At 42.3% G+C, this 18,861-nt stretch carries 16 protein-coding genes; 8 read left to right on the top strand and 8 right to left on the bottom strand.

Features of this window, described 5'->3' with window-relative positions; all coding sequences use genetic code 11:
• The first annotated feature begins 391 nt into the window (after nucleotides 1–391).
• Together ileS and lspA are read left to right on the top strand one after the other, a co-directional pair.
• A complete protein-coding gene (gene ileS / locus I6E83_RS02730) occupies nucleotides 392–3,235 on the top strand; it encodes an isoleucine--tRNA ligase (protein WP_197099865.1) in 2,844 nt (947 codons plus the stop codon).
• On the top strand, nucleotides 3,228–3,863 hold the full coding sequence (gene lspA / locus I6E83_RS02725; RefSeq protein ID WP_197099864.1) for a signal peptidase II: 636 nt from the start codon (nucleotides 3,228–3,230) through the stop codon (nucleotides 3,861–3,863). The genes ileS and lspA overlap by 8 nt, the downstream gene beginning before the upstream one ends.
• A 107-nt stretch (nucleotides 3,864–3,970) precedes the next feature.
• Here the strand turns inward: lspA and I6E83_RS02720 are convergent, their stop codons facing one another.
• A complete protein-coding gene (locus tag I6E83_RS02720) occupies nucleotides 3,971–4,642 on the bottom strand; it encodes a DUF1294 domain-containing protein (RefSeq protein ID WP_197099863.1) in 672 nt (223 codons plus the stop codon).
• Between the two features lie 254 nt (nucleotides 4,643–4,896).
• Between I6E83_RS02720 and I6E83_RS02715 the strand changes: the two genes are divergently transcribed.
• Both I6E83_RS02715 and I6E83_RS02710 read left to right on the top strand, forming a co-directional pair.
• Entirely contained in the window at nucleotides 4,897–5,394 is a 498-nt protein-coding gene (locus tag I6E83_RS02715; protein WP_197099862.1) for an FKBP-type peptidyl-prolyl cis-trans isomerase, read from the top strand.
• Nucleotides 5,395–5,414: 20 nt separating this feature from the next.
• Entirely contained in the window at nucleotides 5,415–6,455 is a 1,041-nt protein-coding gene (locus I6E83_RS02710; RefSeq protein ID WP_197099861.1) for an aldo/keto reductase, read from the top strand.
• A 123-nt stretch (nucleotides 6,456–6,578) separates the two neighbouring features.
• Here the strand turns inward: I6E83_RS02710 and I6E83_RS02705 are convergent, their stop codons facing one another.
• A complete protein-coding gene (locus tag I6E83_RS02705) occupies nucleotides 6,579–7,409 on the bottom strand; it encodes a lysophospholipid acyltransferase family protein (protein ID WP_197099860.1) in 831 nt (276 codons plus the stop codon).
• A 512-nt stretch (nucleotides 7,410–7,921) separates the two neighbouring features.
• Between I6E83_RS02705 and hflX the strand changes: the two genes are divergently transcribed.
• The 4 genes from hflX to I6E83_RS02685 all read left to right on the top strand — a co-directional run bounded on the left by hflX (nucleotide 7,922) and on the right by I6E83_RS02685 (nucleotide 12,317).
• Nucleotides 7,922–9,349 (top strand): ribosome rescue GTPase HflX, encoded by a 1,428-nt coding sequence (gene hflX, locus I6E83_RS02700; protein ID WP_197099859.1) that lies wholly within the window; start codon nucleotides 7,922–7,924, stop codon nucleotides 9,347–9,349.
• Nucleotides 9,350–9,738: 389 nt separating this feature from the next.
• Nucleotides 9,739–10,164, top strand: coding sequence for a CidA/LrgA family protein (locus I6E83_RS02695; RefSeq protein WP_197099858.1), 426 nt, complete (start codon nucleotides 9,739–9,741; stop codon nucleotides 10,162–10,164).
• A 31-nt stretch (nucleotides 10,165–10,195) separates the two neighbouring features.
• A complete protein-coding gene (locus I6E83_RS02690; RefSeq protein ID WP_110921721.1) occupies nucleotides 10,196–10,885 on the top strand; it encodes an LrgB family protein in 690 nt (229 codons plus the stop codon).
• A 619-nt stretch (nucleotides 10,886–11,504) separates the two neighbouring features.
• Nucleotides 11,505–12,317, top strand: a complete 813-nt coding sequence (locus I6E83_RS02685; protein ID WP_197099857.1) for a lytic transglycosylase domain-containing protein — start codon at nucleotides 11,505–11,507, stop codon at nucleotides 12,315–12,317.
• Between the two features lie 279 nt (nucleotides 12,318–12,596).
• Here I6E83_RS02685 and tsf read toward each other — a convergent pair whose 3' ends face one another.
• From tsf to I6E83_RS02655, 6 genes are all read right to left on the bottom strand, one after another.
• Nucleotides 12,597–13,478 carry a translation elongation factor Ts gene (gene tsf / locus I6E83_RS02680; protein WP_197099856.1) on the bottom strand — a complete coding sequence of 294 codons (882 nt, stop codon included), beginning with the start codon at nucleotides 13,476–13,478 and terminating at the stop codon, nucleotides 12,597–12,599.
• Nucleotides 13,479–13,866: 388 nt separating this feature from the next.
• Nucleotides 13,867–14,658 (bottom strand): 30S ribosomal protein S2, encoded by a 792-nt coding sequence (rpsB, locus tag I6E83_RS02675; protein ID WP_110921724.1) that lies wholly within the window; start codon nucleotides 14,656–14,658, stop codon nucleotides 13,867–13,869.
• Between the two features lie 412 nt (nucleotides 14,659–15,070).
• Nucleotides 15,071–15,520: a chemotaxis protein CheX gene (locus I6E83_RS02670; protein ID WP_197099855.1), complete on the bottom strand. Its 450-nt coding sequence runs from the start codon at nucleotides 15,518–15,520 to the stop codon at nucleotides 15,071–15,073.
• A gap of 38 nt (nucleotides 15,521–15,558) precedes the next feature.
• Nucleotides 15,559–16,008, bottom strand: coding sequence for a chemotaxis protein CheX (locus tag I6E83_RS02665; protein ID WP_110921726.1), 450 nt, complete (start codon nucleotides 16,006–16,008; stop codon nucleotides 15,559–15,561).
• Nucleotides 16,009–16,037: 29 nt separating this feature from the next.
• Nucleotides 16,038–16,400 (bottom strand): response regulator, encoded by a 363-nt coding sequence (locus tag I6E83_RS02660; protein WP_110921727.1) that lies wholly within the window; start codon nucleotides 16,398–16,400, stop codon nucleotides 16,038–16,040.
• A gap of 63 nt (nucleotides 16,401–16,463) precedes the next feature.
• The gene (locus I6E83_RS02655; protein ID WP_197099854.1) at nucleotides 16,464–18,686 is read right to left on the bottom strand and encodes an ATP-binding protein; all 2,223 of its coding nucleotides are present in this window, start codon (nucleotides 18,684–18,686) and stop codon (nucleotides 16,464–16,466) included.
• Nucleotides 18,687–18,861 lie beyond the last annotated feature (175 nt).

Below are 18,861 nucleotides of genomic sequence, written 5' to 3'. Positions count from 1 at the left end.
TATGATTTAATAGAAGACATATGACTGATAGGCATGATTGATTTTTGCTAAAGTTAGAGTGAAATGGACCAGCTCTTTTTACCCTACCCTTTTTGTCATATAATAGCTGCCGATCCAAATATTTTTTCTCATTATTTTTACCAGCACATTTTATGTTGCAATCGTCTCATTACCATTTATTATTGACGTCACTATTTGCGGACTAATGAGCGACAATGGTTATTTATTGACATGATGGTTGATAAACCGACTATGATGAGCAATATACCTATTATTATATTAGCAATTAAGCAGTAATAACTCAGCATAAATCCCAGTATTATATTGAACATTGAGCCTTGTATCCGGTTTTGAACCGACACACAAACCTACCTTTAAAAAGATACCTTCTATGACTGATAAAAGTACCGACACACCAAGCCAAGATTACAAAGACACACTAAACCTCGCAGACACGCCTTTTGCGATGCGTGCAAACCTTGCCAAACGTGAGCCAGATTGGCTGGCAGCTTGGGAAGCAGATGACGTCTACGGTAAAATTCGTCAGGCACGTACTGGCGCAACCAAATATATTTTGCACGATGGCCCTCCATACGCTAATGGTCAGATTCACTTAGGTCATGCGGTTAATAAAGTGCTAAAAGACATTATCGTAAAGTCAAAAACCTTATCAGGCTTTGATGCGCCTTACGTACCCGGTTGGGACTGTCATGGTCTACCAATCGAACAAAAGGTCGAAGCCAAAGTCGGTAAAGTCGGCAAAAAAGTCTCAGCAACAGAATTCCGTGGTCTGTGCCGTGAGTACGCGAGCACCCAAATCGAGCTCCAAAAAACTGACTTCAAACGTTTGGGTATCTTTGGTGATTGGGACAATCCTTACCTGACCATGAACTTCCATCAAGAAGCCAATATCGTACGTGCGCTTGCCAAAATCTATGACAATGGTCACGTCACTCGCGGTATGAAGCCTGTCAACTGGTGCTTGGACTGTAGCTCTGCATTAGCAGAAGCCGAAGTCGAATATCAAGACAAAGTATCAGACGCTATTTATGTAAGCTTTGATGTGCTCGATACTGACAAAGTGGCTGCATTGGCCAACTTAGGCAATATTGCCGCCATCATTTGGACAACGACCCCTTGGACATTGCCTGCTAACCAAGCCATCGCCGTCAGCCCTGACAGCGACTATAGTGTCGTCGCGACTGAAAAAGGCAACTTTTTATTGGCGACCGATCTGGTCGAAACGGCAGTAACAGAACTTAAGCTAGAAAATAAAGGCGTCCTAGCGACGGTATCAGGCCGTGAGCTTGAAGGTCTGCGTGCCCAGCATCCATTGATTGAAGACCGCCAAGTACCGCTTATCTTAGGTGATCACGTGACCACTGATAGTGGTACTGGCTTAGTCCATACGGCTCCTGGTCATGGTCTAGACGATTATATCGTTGGTCTTAAATATAATTTGCCAGTTGAAAATCCAGTGAGCGGTACTGGTGTTTATTTAGAAAGCGCAGCCGTATTTGCTGGCGAGCACATCTATAAAGCCAATCCAAAAATCATCGCCGCCTTACAAGACAATGGTCACTTAATCAGCCACACCAAAATTGAACACAGCTATCCACATTGCTGGCGTCATAAGTCACCGATTATCTTCCGTGCAACACCGCAATGGTTTATCAGCATGGAAGCCAAAGGCCTACGTGATCGTGCGCTTGCTGACATTCCTTCAGTCAACTGGACGCCAGCATGGGGTCAGAACCGCATCGAATCTATGATGAATGGTCGTCCAGATTGGTGTATCTCACGTCAGCGTACATGGGGCGTGCCAATTACCTTCTTTACTCACAAAGAAACAGGCGAGTTGCATCCAAACACGCTTGAGCTGATGGAAGTCGCGGCACAAAAAATCAATGAAGGCGGCGTTGAAGCTTGGTTTGATGCCAGCTGTGAAGACTTCTTAGGCAGTGAAGCCGCTGACTATGATAAAGCGACTGATACCTTAGACGTTTGGTTTGACTCAGGCACGACGCATTTTGCGGTACTTGATCAGCGTGATGAATTGACCAATCCAGCTGACATGTACTTAGAAGGCTCTGATCAACATCGTGGTTGGTTCCAGACGTCATTACTAACCTCAGAAGCCATGTACGAGCACCCACCATTCAAGCAAGTATTAACCCATGGTTTTGTGGTCGATGAAAACGGTCGCAAGATGAGTAAGTCACTCGGCAACATCATCACCCCGCAAGAAGAGATCAATAAAACAGGCGCTGATATGCTGCGTTTGTGGATTGCTTCTAGCGACTATCGTTATGAGATGAGCGCAGGTAAAACGGTATTTAAAGGTGCGATCGATATGTATCGCCGTATCCGTAATACCCTACGTTTCTTGCTTGCCAATACCGATGACTTTGATCCGGCGACCAACAGTGTTGATATCAATGAGCTAGTAAGCCTTGATAAATTCATCATCGAGCGCGCACAGACAGTACAAGCACAAATCATCAGCGCTTATGATGCGATGGACTTTCACCAAGTCACTCAACATATCACTGCGTTTTGCTCGCAAGATTTGGGTAGCTTCTACTTAGACATTATTAAAGACCGTCAATACACGACACAGACTGATGGTCAGCCGCGCCGCTCTGCGCAAACGGCTATCTACCATATCGTTCAAGCGCTTATTCGCTGGATTACACCAATCTTGTCATTTACTGCGCAAGAAGCGTGGGAAGTATTGCATGGTGCTGACAGCTATGTGTTTACCGAAGGCTGGTACGAGTTCCCAGCTCTTGAGCTAAGTGCTATTAGTAATGACGACTGGCAACGTATCATGCGCGCTAAAGATATGGTGAATAAAAACATCGAAACCGCACGTGGTGAGAAAATCATCAATGCCAACCTATCAGCTGATGTGAACTTATATGCTGATGGTGCGATGCATGAAAGCTTAGCCAAGCTTGGCGAAGAGCTGCGCTTTGTACTCATTACCAGTAGTGCCACCTTAAAGCCGATGAGCGATGCACCTGCTGGAAAAGTAAATGCAGAAAGTCAAACCGAAGGCAATGCAGAAGAATCTACAGATTTAGTGATAGATATCAGTGCTGCTACTGGCACCAAATGCGTACGCTGCTGGCATATCCGTGATGACATCGGCACAGATAGCGCACACCCTGAGCTATGCGCACGCTGTGTGACTAACGTCAGCGGTGATGGCGAGGTGCGTCATTATGCCTAACTCAACAGACCCATTAGAGCAAAAGCAGGTGCATACTCAGAGCGATGGCTCACCTGAGCCTGCTCATGCGACGATAGGGAATTCATCAACGCCGAAAGGTCGCCTGACGAAAACACCAAAAGTTCTCGCTAATGGCAGTCGCGCCTTTACCTGGTACTTACTATCATTGGTCGTGGTTATCATCGATCAGTGGACGAAATGGCTGGCTGAAACCAAGCTGACTTTTCATGAGCCAGTGCCGGTGATTGAGCCATTCCTTAATTGGACGTTGGCATACAACTATGGCGCCGCTTTTAGCTTTTTAGCAGATGCTGGCGGTTGGCAGAAGTGGTTTTTTTCGGGCTTAGCATTGGTAATGTCACTATTTTTAATCGTGTATCTGATTAAGGCTCCGCGCAAAGCCACGCTATTATCATTAGGGCTGGCATTGGTGCTTGGCGGTGCCGTTGGCAACCTCATTGACCGACTGCTACATGGTCATGTCATTGACTTTATCCATGTGCATAATGCCGATGTCTGGCATTATCCTATCTTCAATATTGCAGATATGGGCATCAGTATTGGCGTGGCGATGATTGTCATTGATATGCTGTTCTTGGAAAAGAAGCGTGAAATGCTACGAGCATAGTTGAAAGCAGTTAAATAAAACGGTTTAACTTATAAATAAAAAAGGTGGTTTACGCATTCGTAAGCCACCTTTTTTTTCTTACTCTTTCTTAGCAAGCTGCTGTCCCTTTATATTAAAGAATCTAGCAAACCTTTTAAGAATGACATGTCACCACCAGCGATCAAAAATAACAACCCTGCCATATTAATGACGACAGTCAAATAATACACGGCACGGAATTCAGCCTTTTGTGACTTATGACGAAGATAAGTCTGCGCAACCATTGCCCCTACCCAGCCGCCAAGCGCACTGAGTAGATGCAGTGTCGACTCAGGTGTACGCCAGTTGCCACTTTGGGCTGCTGCTTTATCTTTGGCATACATCGCATAGGTGATAGTGCCCAATGCGGCATACCAGCCAACCACCAACCAATTCAGTTTATCCATTATGGCCAATAAGATTAAGACACCATAAAATCCAGCACCTAAAAACAATCGTTTCTTTTGCCCTGCTTCAAAATCAGCTTGGGCACTACGCTTATGATTACGCTGACGGATTTGCTTATTTTTTTGCGATATTTTCTGTTGTACAAATTTGAGCTCTTGCACATCCTTTGCTTGCATGCGTCCTTGATTGTCTTGCCCAAGCGTAAAAACTACTTGCTCACCGACATCCGGACGACGACGCGCTTTAAACTCGTTAATATGAAAAAAGACTGAGTCACCAGTATCAGTTTCAATAAAACCAAAACCTTTATCCTCTTGCCACTTTTTAACTTGCCCCTGCTGTTTACTAGCCATCGATATGCCCGCTCTCTCTTAAATTCGCTAAATATAGTATAGTTGAGTTCAGATAATTCTGATACAAGGAAACCGAGTGCAAGCTATACATTAGTATGGTTAGCGAGGAAGACGATGTATCGGACTTATATGGACTTGACTACACGCTATTTGCGTTACACTTTTTACGCTTACATACACTGTCAGATGACTTATCATTTCTCATATTATTTCCTACTCTAATATCCCAATTCCGCAATAGATGGCTGCTAACTATGACCGACTCACAATTTATCAATCCCAATGAAGACACCCGTATCACTCACGGCAGTCTTGTAAAGCTACATTTTGAAGTATCACTAGAAAATGGCACGGTGATTGACTCTACTTTTAGCCGCGACGCCCCTGTGACTTTGACCATTGGCGATGAGAGCTTGTTACCAGGCTTTGAGCAAGTGCTGATGAATCTACGCGCTGGCGATACACGCTCCGCTCATCTTGAGCCAGAGCAAGCGTTTAGCGATTGGAATCCTGATAATATTCAGCATTTTAGCCGTACTCAATTTGCACTGATCGCTGACAATCCTGAGATTGGCATGATGGTTGAGTTTGAAGACAAAGGCAAAAATACCTTGCCTGGTACAATTAGCGCCATCGATGAAGACCAAGTTGAAGTGGACTTCAATCACCCACTCGCCGGGCAATCGCTGCTGTTTAAAGTAAAAATATTTAAAGTGACACCACCTGGTGTGACTGGCATAAAGCTCATCTAATACAATAATAAGGACACAACATGCAATATCAAAAACTGCCACAAATCGATGAAGATGTTTCTAAAATTTGTCTGGGTACGATGACATGGGGACAGCAAAACATTGAGTCCGAAGCGCATGAGCAAATGGACATGGCATTGAGCGAAGGTGTGAACTTTTGGGATACTGCTGAGATGTATCCATCGCCACCGGACAAAGACAAGCAAGGTGACACCGAACGTTTCATGGGTACTTGGTTTAATAAAACCAAACAGCGTGACAAGGTCGTTCTTGCCAGCAAAATATCACCAATGGGGTTTTTGCGTGATGGGCAAACGCGATTCAACGCTGAGCAAATCAGTGGCGCTATTGATGACAATCTTAAACGTCTGCAAACAGACTATATCGATATTTATCAGCTGCATTGGCCTGAACGCCAAACGAACTTTTTTAGTCAGCTTGGTTATACTGAAGAAATGGCATCGCAACCGCTAGATGATTTGACACCTTTTCTAGAGACTATTCAAGCATTGAACGATGAGATTAAAAAAGGTCGCATTCGTGCTTATGGTCTATCGAACGATACTGCATGGGGACTCATGCGCTATCTCTGGGAAGCGGATAAAAATGGTTTAATACCACCTCTTACCGTGCAAAACCCTTATAGTCTATTAAACCGCTTGTATGAAATAAACATGGCGGAGATTGCCCATCGTGAGAATGTTGGCTTGCTGGCCTACTCTCCACTCGGCTTTGGTGTCTTATCTGGTAAATATCTGGACGGCAAACGCCCAACAGGTGCGCGCCTCACTATGTATGACCGCTTTGCCCGCTATACCAATGAAGAGGCAATATCAGCCACCGTTCAATACGCCAAGATTGCCGCTGATGCAGGCTTAGATATGGCGCAGATGGCATTGGCTTTCGTTAACTCACGCTCGTTTGTCACCAGTAATATCATTGGGGCAACCACGCTAGAGCAGCTTAAATCCAACATCGACAGTGTTAATTTGACCCTAGGCGCAGATGTGTTAGAGGCGATCGAAGCGGTACATACGCAGCATCCCAATCCGTCACCTTAACTTAATCTAACTTATAGCTATTTAAAAGAAAAAGGCGCAAATCGCGAGAATTATCACTGCGATTTGCGCCTTTTTTATTTCTGCTTACTTATCAATTCAAGCAAGCCTGATACTTAAGAAAACTTATGCTTTAGATGTTTTTTCTTGAACCAGTTTTTCTTGAGATGCTTTTGTCAGTACTCTCGAATGCAATTCAACCAATCCTTCTTGCATACGTGCTTGCAAAATATTGGTAATCTCACTCTTATTTAAGCCTTTAGGATCTATTGGCTCAAGTGGCAATACATAAGCCGTCACATCCTTACTATCCAGTACTTTTTTCAGGCTATCTTTCATCGTCAGCTTGCCATAATAAGGCAGCTCTTCACTCAACGTGCCATCTTTATTGACATAAGCAATCACGAGAGGACGTACAGGAACATCAGCATCTATAGCAGCTTGTAATAGTGTGCCATGGATACGCTTGATTTTTTTGCCATCGGTAGTGGTTGCCTCTGGAAAAAATATAACCGAGAATCCCTTACTCAGGAAATTGGCAATCTGCATCGCGACCGTGCCTGCATCACCGGACCCACGCTCGATAAACACCGTACCTGCCGCATGAGCCAATTTACCAAATACTGGCCAATCACCGATTTCTGCTTTGGATAAGAAAAAGGCTGGGCTCAAAGTGCCTACCACAGGAATATCCATCCATGACACATGGTTCGATACCCACAGACCATGGTGCTGCTCGACTCGCTCGACTGCAATGACTTTTACACCGAAAGAGCCTGCCATTTTTCGGCAAAAGGCCTGAATATAGCGTGGTAGTGTTTCGCGTGGTGGCTGTTTGAAAGCACCAATACGTTGAGCGGCGCGTAGTCCACCAGCAATAGTGGTAGTCATGCCAGCGATTTGTTTACCGCGACCGAACTGCTGTCTGAGTGAAAAGCCTGACTTAGATTGGCTCATCTGTATCCCTCGTGGTTAAAAACGTATGATTGTATATCTTAAATAAACGCAGTGAGTATAACAAAATTTATGAACTCAGTGATGATTTGTTCACTGAGTTATGGGTGCCTTTTGTTAGCACTGGACACTCATCATCTTTCCCTCTCCTCGATGCTACTCACATTAAATATCTCAGCATGATTAAAAGTCCACTAAACGAATTGATGGTATAGTCGATTCAATATAATTTGGATACAAGCAAGCCGAGCGAAAGCGCTACAAATAGTAGATTCAGCGAGAATGACACCGCATCTAGTTTATAAAGGATTGGCTATAGTACGCATATATTCAATGAAAGAGGCCTAATTACCAACCTTGTAACATAAAAGCATCGATATTTAGGCTAATACGCTTTAACATCAAGTGATAAGACCACATATAGAAGGTCATACAAAAGCTATTTCGACGTTTGTTAAAACGTTTATTAAATTGATAATAGCGATATATCTACTTTATTAAATAGGTGACACTCTTTGGATTATTTTGAAAGACATGAAGGTGGCGAACGCGCCATTATAGTACATTTAGACATCCGCCAAATTCAGGATCCTGACGATCTGGGTGAATTTGAGCTATTGGCAGACTCAGCAGGTGCAGATCGCTTGGCACTGGTCACCGGCTCACGTGCACGTCCCGATGCCAGATATTTCGTTGGTAGCGGCAAAGCAGAAGAAATAGCAGAATTGGTGCGCGAGCATGATGCTGATATCGTGCTCTTCAACCATAGTTTATCGCCCTCACAAGAGCGTAATATCGAAGCGTTGGTGAAGTGCCGCGTGTTAGACCGTACTGGTCTGATTTTGGATATTTTTGCTCAGCGTGCTCGTACTTATGAAGGTAAGCTCCAAGTTGAGTTGGCACAGCTTAATCATTTATCGACGCGTTTGGTCCGTGGTTGGACGCATTTGGAACGTCAAAAAGGTGGTATTGGTCTGCGCGGACCAGGTGAGACTCAGCTTGAGACGGATCGTCGCTTGCTACAAGTCCGCGTCATGCAGCTTAAGAGTAGAATTGAGAAAGTCAGACAGACACGTGCACAAGGTCGAGCCCGTCGCCAAAAATCAGACGTGCCGACCATTTCGCTTGTCGGTTATACCAATGCCGGCAAGTCCACTTTGTTTAATCGTTTGGTCGATGAAAACATCTATGCTGCTGATAAACTATTTGCAACGCTCGACCCAACGCTACGCCGCTTAGATTGGCAAGGTGTGGGCCGTGTGGTATTGGTCGATACGGTAGGTTTTGTCCGTCATTTACCACATGAGTTGGTCGAATCTTTCCATGCCACACTAGAAGAGACGTTAGAGGCAGATTTATTATTACATGTTATCGATTCCTCTAGCGAAGACATGCATGAGCAAATTCAAGCAGTCAAAGATGTACTGGCTGAAATCGATAATGATGTGCCAGTGCTCAATGTCTACAACAAGATTGATTTAACTGATGAGCCTGCACGTATCGGCTATGCCAGCGAAGGTGAACCTAACCGCGTCTATGTTTCTTCTAGAGAGAACTTGGGCATGGAAGAGCTATCATTAGCCGTGCAGCAGTTACTCACAGGTACACTGACCACTTTTGATTTGACACTCCCTTATCATGCAGGGCAATTAAAAAACGCTTTGTACGAGCTCGGTGTTATCCAAGAAGAAAGCTATGATGACAGTGGTCATGAGTGCTTAACGATTCGCCTCCCAAGTGATAGATTGAGACAACTACTTGGTCAAGCAGATCTAGACCCAGTAGATGTCCTGCCGCTTGCCCAAGCAACGCTACTGATGCCTGTACTTGAAGAGTTTGAGCAGCCTGATGACGTTGAAGAGCAGACAATGACTGAAGCAGAAGAAAAAGCGTTTGACGAATTTGATGCGCTGAATACTGAAGTAGAAAATCCATCGAAATAGCTAAATTCTAAAACAATGTTTTAAGCATTTAAGTTATAAATAATAAGAGGATGATATCAATCGATATCATCCTTTTTTATGGACTATGTATCGTGATAATTAATATAGTTGATTCAGTTTAAAAGAGATACAAGTACCGAGTGCAGATGTATATGTGATACTTCAAGCGAGGTTAACGCTGTCACTCTTTTATAGAGGATTGACTATATCTAGTCCAAACAACAAAGCACGGTATTACCTTATAGACTTTATTAGTTTGCTTACTCTGTATATAATCGCCTGTTATACATTCAACAAACATTGAGACATAGTACACGCTTAATAAGGCATTATTACCTATACTGACTTTGCGCTCATTCTATTTATCTCTGACTTGGCCAGCATTTCTTATGAAATCTACTCACTTATCTAGTATGCCTCTATGGCTCGCCGTAATCTTGACTTTGGCGCTAGTTATTCTTGTCCGTGAATCAGCCGTTATCCTCTGCCAATGGGCAGGCATCGAAAAAGCCGCCAATATTGTCGGGCTGGTCGCTATGTTTTGTATTTTGATGTCCTGGCGATTGCTCAAAGGTTTGCCAAGCTGGCTAACGCAAGCCAGTAACACCCTATTGGTCGATAGTGGCTTTGCTTTTTTACCCGTCTCTGCTGGTGCAGGATTGCTACTCTTTGCCTTAGGTGATGAGCTATGGGGCGTAATGGCAACGATGATTATCAGTGTGCTGATTCCACTGTGGGGCTTGGCGATTCTTTCCAATCGCTGGCTAAACGACAATGTTAGTACTAACACTACCTCTGTTGAAGAGCACAAATAATAGCTGTGAGCAATATGAACAAGGAAAAGGTATGAGTTTTGACAGTGTATTTGTGACGACCCTAGCAGCCATCGTATTAACCTTGGCGGCGCATGTCATTGCTCGATTGCTGGCACGTAAGATTTCATGGTTGCCAATGGTGATTACCGCGTTAGCACTTGTTCTTTTATTCTTGTTCCTTTTGCAATGGGATTACAATGATTACTATAGTGCGGCAAAGCCGGTATTTGATCGTCTGTTAGGGTATGTCACCGTATTATTGGCAGTGCCTTTGGCAGCGATGAGCTTTAAAGGATTGCCTGTCAAAAAACTCATGTTAATCGTCACTATTGCGAGTCTCGTGGGTGCATTATTACCTATGTCATTGGCGTATCTGTTTTCGTTAAGCCACGACACCATACTCGCTTTTGCGACACGTTCAGTGACCACACCGATTGGTCTGAGTGTCGCCGATTTGATTAAAGCACCACTTGCCATGGCGAACTTAATTATTATTGTTTCAGGGCTTATCGGTGGGGCTTTAGCACGCTTTTTGTTTCGTGGTATCGATGATGACCGTGCTAAAGGCCTAGCACTTGGCTTAGCCGCTCATGCTTTTGGTACCGTGGAAGCTTGGCAAATCAGTCATACTGCCGGACGTTACGCTGCATTTGGGTTGGCAGTAAACGGTCTGGTAACAGCCATCTGGGTACCTATTTTTATCAGCGCACTCATCAGTTAAACCGTCAGTAATATTGTAGGGGCTGAACTAGTTATCTAGAACAGCCCCTCCTGTTTTCCAGTATTTAAATACAATTGATTCAATTTAAAAGTCGTATAAGGTAACTGACTGTAGATCTATATTTAGTATTTCAAGCGAGGTTAACGCAGCAACACCTTTATAGTGGAATGACTATAGTCTCTTGCTTAAAAGTCCCTTTCTCAAAAGTCTCTTACTCAAAAGGCTCTTGCTCAAAAGGCTCTTGCTCAAATTATCTAAGCGGTCTTTTATGGCTAATTTTTCATGCATACAAAGCTATATAAATACTGACTTACTGGCTTAAAACACAGACTAAAAAATCATAGCATATTGATTTGTCTAAAGTTATCCTAAGATACAACCTCTATTTTTACATCTTATTTTGACAATCCTATGCGATGAAAAGTTATTGTATGCTATAGTAAACAACTATTATTTTTTGTATCTATTACGAGTGGTTTCTAGTTAAACGTGGTTTTTCTAGGTTGCTATATTCCTTATAGCTATAAAATCCGACAAGCCCAATAACCGCTTAAATGCGAAAAACGAAGCGCCTATAGGCAAAGTAATTTGCTATTACTCGATAAAAAGTGATAACCGTATGATAAACGTTGCAACCTTAGTGACTCGCTGCTTGTCTCCTGTTCTACTTACTACCGTCGTCCTCTCTAGCCTACCTATCGTTGCTCAAGCAGGAAACATAACGATTTATAAGGATGAAAGTGGAAAGGTATTACTGACTAACGTCAATCCCAGTGGTAATTTTGATCAATTTACTAAAAAAGTTCAGGTGAATTACTACAAAAGCTCTAAGTTGTATGATGGTAGTAATAACGGTTATAACAGCAATAATGATTACGGTAGCAGCGCTGCTAGTAACAGTGGTACCCGCAACGCTTATGATAGCTATATTCGTGACTCTGCCCAACGTCATGGCGTAGACCCTGCCCTCATGAAAGCAATGATGCATACAGAATCAGCTTTTAATCCAAACGCGCGTTCACCAGTCGGTGCCCAAGGTCTGATGCAGCTTATGCCAGCGACAGCTCGCCGTTTCAAAGTGAGCAACCCTTGGAACCCTGCTGATAATATTGAAGGCTCAGCCAAATATATTGCTTGGCTCATGCGCCGTTTTGACAATAGAATTGAGTATGCAGTCGCAGGCTATAATGCGGGTGAAGGCAACGTCGATAAATACGGCGGCATTCCTCCTTTTAAAGAAACACAGAACTATGTTAAAAAAGTCATGAGCCGCTACCATAGCTTATATAAAAATGACTCAGGGCTGTCTGGTGCGAGCATGAGCGCCAGTAACCAAACTAGTAATACGAACGGTGGTCTAAAAAATGTTAGTTATGGCACCAGTAGTAATAATGCCAGTTATACCAATTCTGCTTATGCTGCCTTACGTTAAACCATAAAAACCATGTACAAACAATCAGACATAAAAAAAGCCCGTTAATAAATTAACGGGCTTTTTTATGCTTGGAGACTCTATTTTATAGTTGAATTCAAATAATTTCGATACAAGGAAATCGAGTGCAAGCTATACATGAGTATGCTTAGCGAGGATGACGATGTAGCGGATTTATATGGATTTGACTATACCTCTGATAATGTAGGTGATAGAGTCAGACTACGAATGCTGAATAAAATTTTACTCCACACGCATAGCCCTTCCCAATGTAAAAAATTACTTGTTAGCTGCTTGGGTAGCCGCAACTTCAGCAGCAAAATCTTCTTGCTTCTTCTCGATGCCTTCGCCAACTTCTAGACGTTTGAAACCAAGTACTTTTACGCCTTCAGCTTTTAGTACGTCACCAACTTTTTTGTCGTTGTCCATAACGTACGGCTGACGCAATAAAGTAACTTCTTCTAGGTACTTACGTAGGCCACCTTCGATCATTTTTTCAACGATGTTGTCAGGCTTGCCAGACTCACGAGCTTTTGCTTCGATGATGTCTTTTTCGCGCGCTAACAAATCAGCAGCAACGTCTTCGTCATCAATCGCAACAGGGTTGAATGCAGCGATATGCATGGCAAGATTCTTACCAGTGTCTGCAGCGCCGCCTTCGAAAGAAACCACTACACCGATACGTAGACCATGACGGTATGCAGCGATGTTTGCACCTTCAAGTACTTCAACACGGCGGATCTGAATGTTCTCACCGATTTTTTGTACTAGTGATACACGTGCTTCTTCAACGCTTTGGCCATTACCATATGGTAATTCAGCGATAGCAGCAACATTAGTTTCGTTGTTTTCTAGAGCGATGCTAGCTACTTGCTCTGCAAACGCGTTGAAGTTTTCGTCTTTTGCAACGAAGTCAGTTTGACAGTTAACTTCTAACAAAAATGCTTTGCTTTCGCCTTGAGCGATGATGATTGCGCCGTCAGCTGCGATGTTACCCGCTTTTTTAGCTGCTTTGGCTTGACCAGATTTACGCAAGTTATCAATGGCAGTTTCAACATCGCCGTTTGATTCTTCTAACGCTTTTTTACATTCCATCATGCCAAGACCAGTACGGTCACGCAATTCTTTTACCATTTTGGCAGATACTTTTACTTCTGACATAAGAGTCACCTTAGTATTGTTATGTGAGGTACAGTCAAGTCCATATAAATCCGCTACATCGTTGTATCAGAATTATTTGAATTCAACTATCGTGCTTAATTTTTGATGATGTTGCTTTACTATCTAGCTATACAATCAAGTTGTACGATGTCGCTCTTGTTGTGAGGAAAGCGTTCGTTATGTCGTTATCACAGGAACTGTATATAGCGACAGAAGGTATAAGCGATAATACTCGCCTATTAACGAGCTATCCATCAACAACAAGGCATGACGAGTAAAACTACATCATGCCTATTGTAAGCTTGTACGCTGTTAATAACGTTATATGGATACTGATAGAGGTACTATCAAGTTATCCTTACAACGTTAAACCTTTCAGGTCAGCTATTTATTCTGCTGGAGTAGCAGCTTCTTCTGCAGCTGGAGCTTCTTCAGTAGCAGCAGGTGCTTCTTGCTCAGCTTTACCACCAGCTTGAGTTTGTGCGTATTCTTTACCGGCAATGATAGAATCAGCCATAGAAGTAACATACAAAGTCACAGCACGGATAGCATCATCGTTAGCTGGAATGATGTAATCAACGTTATCTGGGCTAGAGTTAGTATCAACGATACCAATAACTGGGATACCTAGATTTTTAGCTTCTTTGATAGCGATCGCTTCATGATCTACGTCTACAACAAAGATAGCATCAGGTAGGCCGCCCATGTCTTTAATACCGCCTAGTGAACGCTCAAGTTTTTCCATATCGCGAGTACGCTCTAACGCTTCACGCTTAGTTAGCTTAGCGAAAGTACCGTCTTCTGCTTGCTTCTCAAGCTCTTTTAGACGATTGATTGACTGGCGTAGAGTTTTCCAGTTAGTCAACATACCACCTAACCAGCGATGGTCAACGTATGGCATGCCAGCGCGAGCAGCTTGCTCACGGATGATGCCGCTTGCAGCGCGTTTAGTACCAACAAACAATACTTTGTTTTTCTTAGCAGCTAGGCCGTTTACATAAGTCAATGCTTCGTTAAACGCTTTTACTGTGTGCTCTAAGTTGATGATGTGAATCTTGTTACGTGCACCAAAGATGTATGGTCCCATTTTTGGGTTCCAAAAACGTGTTTGGTGACCAAAGTGAGCGCCGGCTTGTAGTAAGTCGCGCATTTCGATTTTGGTTGGATTCTTTGTAGCCATGTGAAATATTCCTATTGGTTGGGTTATGCCTCCACATCACAAAAACTGCCTATCTAGCGACACGCATCTGCTAACGGTTAATGTTTATTGAGACAGCACTAACTTTTTTGCAAATTAATCAAGTCGCCAAACACCCAGCAATTCTTTGCCATGATGTGTGTGTCATTGGTTGGTTTAAAAAAGAAGCTATGCTCAGATTTCAGAAATACTCTCAAACCTAAACTATAAAGCAAATTATAAAATAGCTGCGCCGTATTTTATCATATAACTTACTGTAATCGCCAGTAATTTATCAGTATAACGCAGCAAAGTAAAAGTGAGATATCACCATATTAACAGACAAAAAAAGCGACACAGATGCGTCGCTTTTTCGGGAATTACTTTGGCTGCATATCATTTGCGCTATCTTAGGTTATGCAATGCAAATACCTATCACAGCTTTATGACCATGCCAAGTAAATGGCGTGACATAGCTTTGACGGTCTTTAGGCAAATAAGACACGCTAGGTGCACTTTCTACAATATGCGGTGGAGAGATAATGAACTCAGAACCAAACTCTGTACGAGCATTACCAGAGATAGTATTGGCCATTTCACCCAGCAAATCTTTCATCATTATAATTGATGAGTCAGGCTCTCCCATGACTTTTAACACCTCTCGTAACATCACGCTTGGTGCACTCACGTACACGCAGCCTTCGAGAGGGCCAGATATTTCAATCACACCACTATAATCATAACCAATAGCACTTCTGTTATGATTCAGATAAGGGGTATCAATAGATACTTCTGAGCCATCAATCTGTGCAAAAAATGCATTGATTGAGCTAAGAAACACACCTAGTTTTTCTACTTTGACCATAATATATTAATATCCGTCTTTATTACGCGGCAGTGTCGTTAATCTTGTAAACAAACCACGATCTCGCCAACTTGTGAATGCCAAGTGATGGGAATAATAAAAGAACGCTCATTGTTCGGCAACACAATACTTTGCGGAGAGCCTTTAAACACAAGTGGCACAGAAATATGAAACTCTGGACCAAACTCTTTGCGCGCATTGCCTGCGATAGTATTGGCCACTTCGCCAGCCAAATCTATATAATTTTCATCACTTTTGTCCGTTTCACCCATGCTGTCTAATATAGAAGACAATAACTGACGGGTTGCCGAAAAATACACCACGCCTTTTTGCCCACCTGATATACCGATGACACCCGTATAGTCATGAACTTTTGGCTGTTTGTTTTCTAACAAATAAGGAGTGTCTGCGACGAGCTCCTCTCCACCAAACTGATTAAAATAGTTACTGATAATATTTAAAAAAATCTGTAGCTTTTGTTCTTTCATAATAACATCTACTTAAGTCGTTGAAGGGTTTAGTCTTGCATCAATTCATACAAAGACTCGACAAGCTCTTCTTCAGAAAAAGGCTTGCATAAAAATCCGCTGGCACCCAACGACAACGCTTCAATGCCAGTGGCTTTGTCAGATAACGCTGACACTACTAAAATACGTACATCAGGATCAATCTCAATGATTTTTTCAATGCATTCGAGACCATCCATTTGTGGCATAGTCAAGTCCATCGTGATCACATCAGGACGATGAATATTAAACTTTTCGATAGCTTGAACACCACTGGTGGCCGTAGCAACCAACATAAATTGCCCTGAATCGTACGCGCGCTGAATACGATTTCTAATAATATTTGAATCATCAACAATCATTAATTTATACATAACTGACTTATTACCTTTAATGAAGTGCTTGTCGTCCCTGACAATATAACCTGCTATTTTTAATTAAGCTTTAGGCAATGTAATAACAAACCGTGTCATCTGACCCAGCTCACTATTCACATTAAGCTTACCATCGTAATCTTTTACTTTCGCTTTGATGATATCAAGACCGACACCGCGGCCGCCGTCTTCATCTGCATCATCTTTGGTAGAAAATCCTGAAGAAAACAGCTGCTTAAGTAACTGACCTTTAGTCAACTTATTGGCTTCTTCAATACTAAAACGACCTTCTGTGCTTAATTTAGTACGAATGCTATCATAATCGATACCTTGACCATCATCTTGTACAATCAGCATGAAGTTCGAATCATTATTTTGTATTTCTAGATCAATGGTTCCTACCTCAGCCTTACCAGTCAAATGACGAACACTTGGCGCTTCGATACCATGCACCACAGCATTACGTAGCAGTTGAATACTCATTTCTTTAAATGGCTTTGCTACATGTTCTGGTATATGCACTTGCGTTAGTGTACTACTCTTTACCTGCACTTGCTTACCTTGTCTTTCAGCAATATCTTTTACAAATCCTTCATAAAAAGACAAAAGACTATCATCGTCGTCACTATCTAAATCAATATCCTGACCGCCATCGATATCAACACTATCGACTGAGTCAGTTGATACTGACGTCTCGACCATGACTGTTTTTGATGTGCTATTTTTAGCAATATCATCACTTAGTATAAGCGATTCTTCTGCAGGTTTTGACGTCGTTGGTGCTGAGCGGTTGATACGCTCACCTAACGTCGAGATGGTATTTGATAAGCTTAATAAGTCATCTAAATGTACTGCCAATGGCAAAAAGTCATTGCCAGATAGCTGACCCTGGTTCTGTAATGCGTGCAATTTATCTTCCGCATCAGAGGCAATCTTCGTAAAGCTGTGTAGTTTTAGCGCAGATGCCTCACCTTTTAAACTATGCATCTCGCGGTAAATAGCTTTTAATTTTCCTTCAAGCTCATACTGCGAGCTACCAGGATTTTTCAAGATATTATTCATTTTTTCGATATGCATCTGAGTATTAATAATGAACTCATTAATAATCTTCGGATTTACATTTAAGATAGTGGTTAACATCTCAATTTGCATATCATTTTGTGAGCGCTCTTTCTCTAAACGCTGCTCTAAGTAAACGGCATCTGATACATCATTGACGTTAACCAAAATACGTGCAATGTCTTTATCATCATAAACTCGTGAAAACTTAAAGTCTAAGAAGCGATTATCTGTTGCTTTACTGCCAGACGCATTATGCAACATCACCTTATGCAAAGGATTGAGAGAATTCACCAATTTTTCTTTAACTCGTGGATTGTAGAGCTGCTCAATAAACTGCTGTGTTGTCTTCAAATCCTTATCAGAAATACGGCCACGTAAAACATTGGCAAAGTTCTCTCCTGATAACTGATCAGAACCGATAATACCGTTTAGTGCTTTAGAATGCTGTTGACCAATATTCAGATCTTTATCAAGCAAGAATAGACCCGTACTTACCGTTTCCATAATTTCTTGTGTCTCGCGACGAGCAGCAAATGCTTCAGCATCCGTTTCACGCAAACGGCGTACAAAGAAGAATACGAAGATTAGAAAGTATGTGAAGATAGCGGCAACACCAAGTACCTGAATAAGACGAATGGTCGTCGCTTGACGTTCTGTTTCTTCATAAACTTCATTAGTCAACTGGTCTAGCGCATCGTTCATACTCAAGCTAGAGGTTTTCGCTTGCTCATAAGCCAATGCCAACTCATCTGAAGAGTCAACCCGGATATCACCAGCGCCTTCGAGATATTTTGCGATCAGTGGTTTTAGTTCACTCCAATCTTGCTGTGCCCCTTCCAATGCAGCCAATTCCGTTGCCGTTTTGATACTAGGGATCTGATGAGCATTACCAGAAGCATCAATATATTCAGAACCTTCACGCATACTCGCAAGTAGTTGATCAATACCTTGTGTATTGTTTTCTAGTCTTTCTCTTACACGTTTTTGGTGAGGAGAATTGATATGCTCACCCACACTACCTTGTAAATCGAACAAATCTTTAATAATAGCCTGAGCATTATTGGCTGTTTTATTCGATATATTTACTAATGTGGTATTGCGCTCAAGAACACTTGAGGTATAAAACGTAAAGGCGAGCAGTATTCCAATCAATGCCAAGAAGGCAGCAATCGACAAGATCAAACCCCGATAACGGGAGTTACCGTTGTGAGTTGATATAGTCATAGCAGAATCCTTTCAATGTATATAGTCCATTCTCTATAAATTGGATACGGTGTCAGTCTCGCTGAGTCTACTACTTGTAGTACTTTCGCTCGGCTTTCTTGTATCCAAATTATATTGAATTGACTATAGATAAATTTATATTTATGGTTTATTTAAAAATAATACGTTCCATAAC

Origin of the sequence: Psychrobacter sp. SZ93C1 (assembly GCF_015864635.1) — a bacterium.
GTDB classification, from domain to species: Bacteria; Pseudomonadota; Gammaproteobacteria; order Pseudomonadales; family Moraxellaceae; genus Psychrobacter; species Psychrobacter fozii.
The sequence above is the reverse complement of the archived record's forward strand: the minus strand, read 5'-3'. Positions and strand labels throughout refer to the sequence as shown.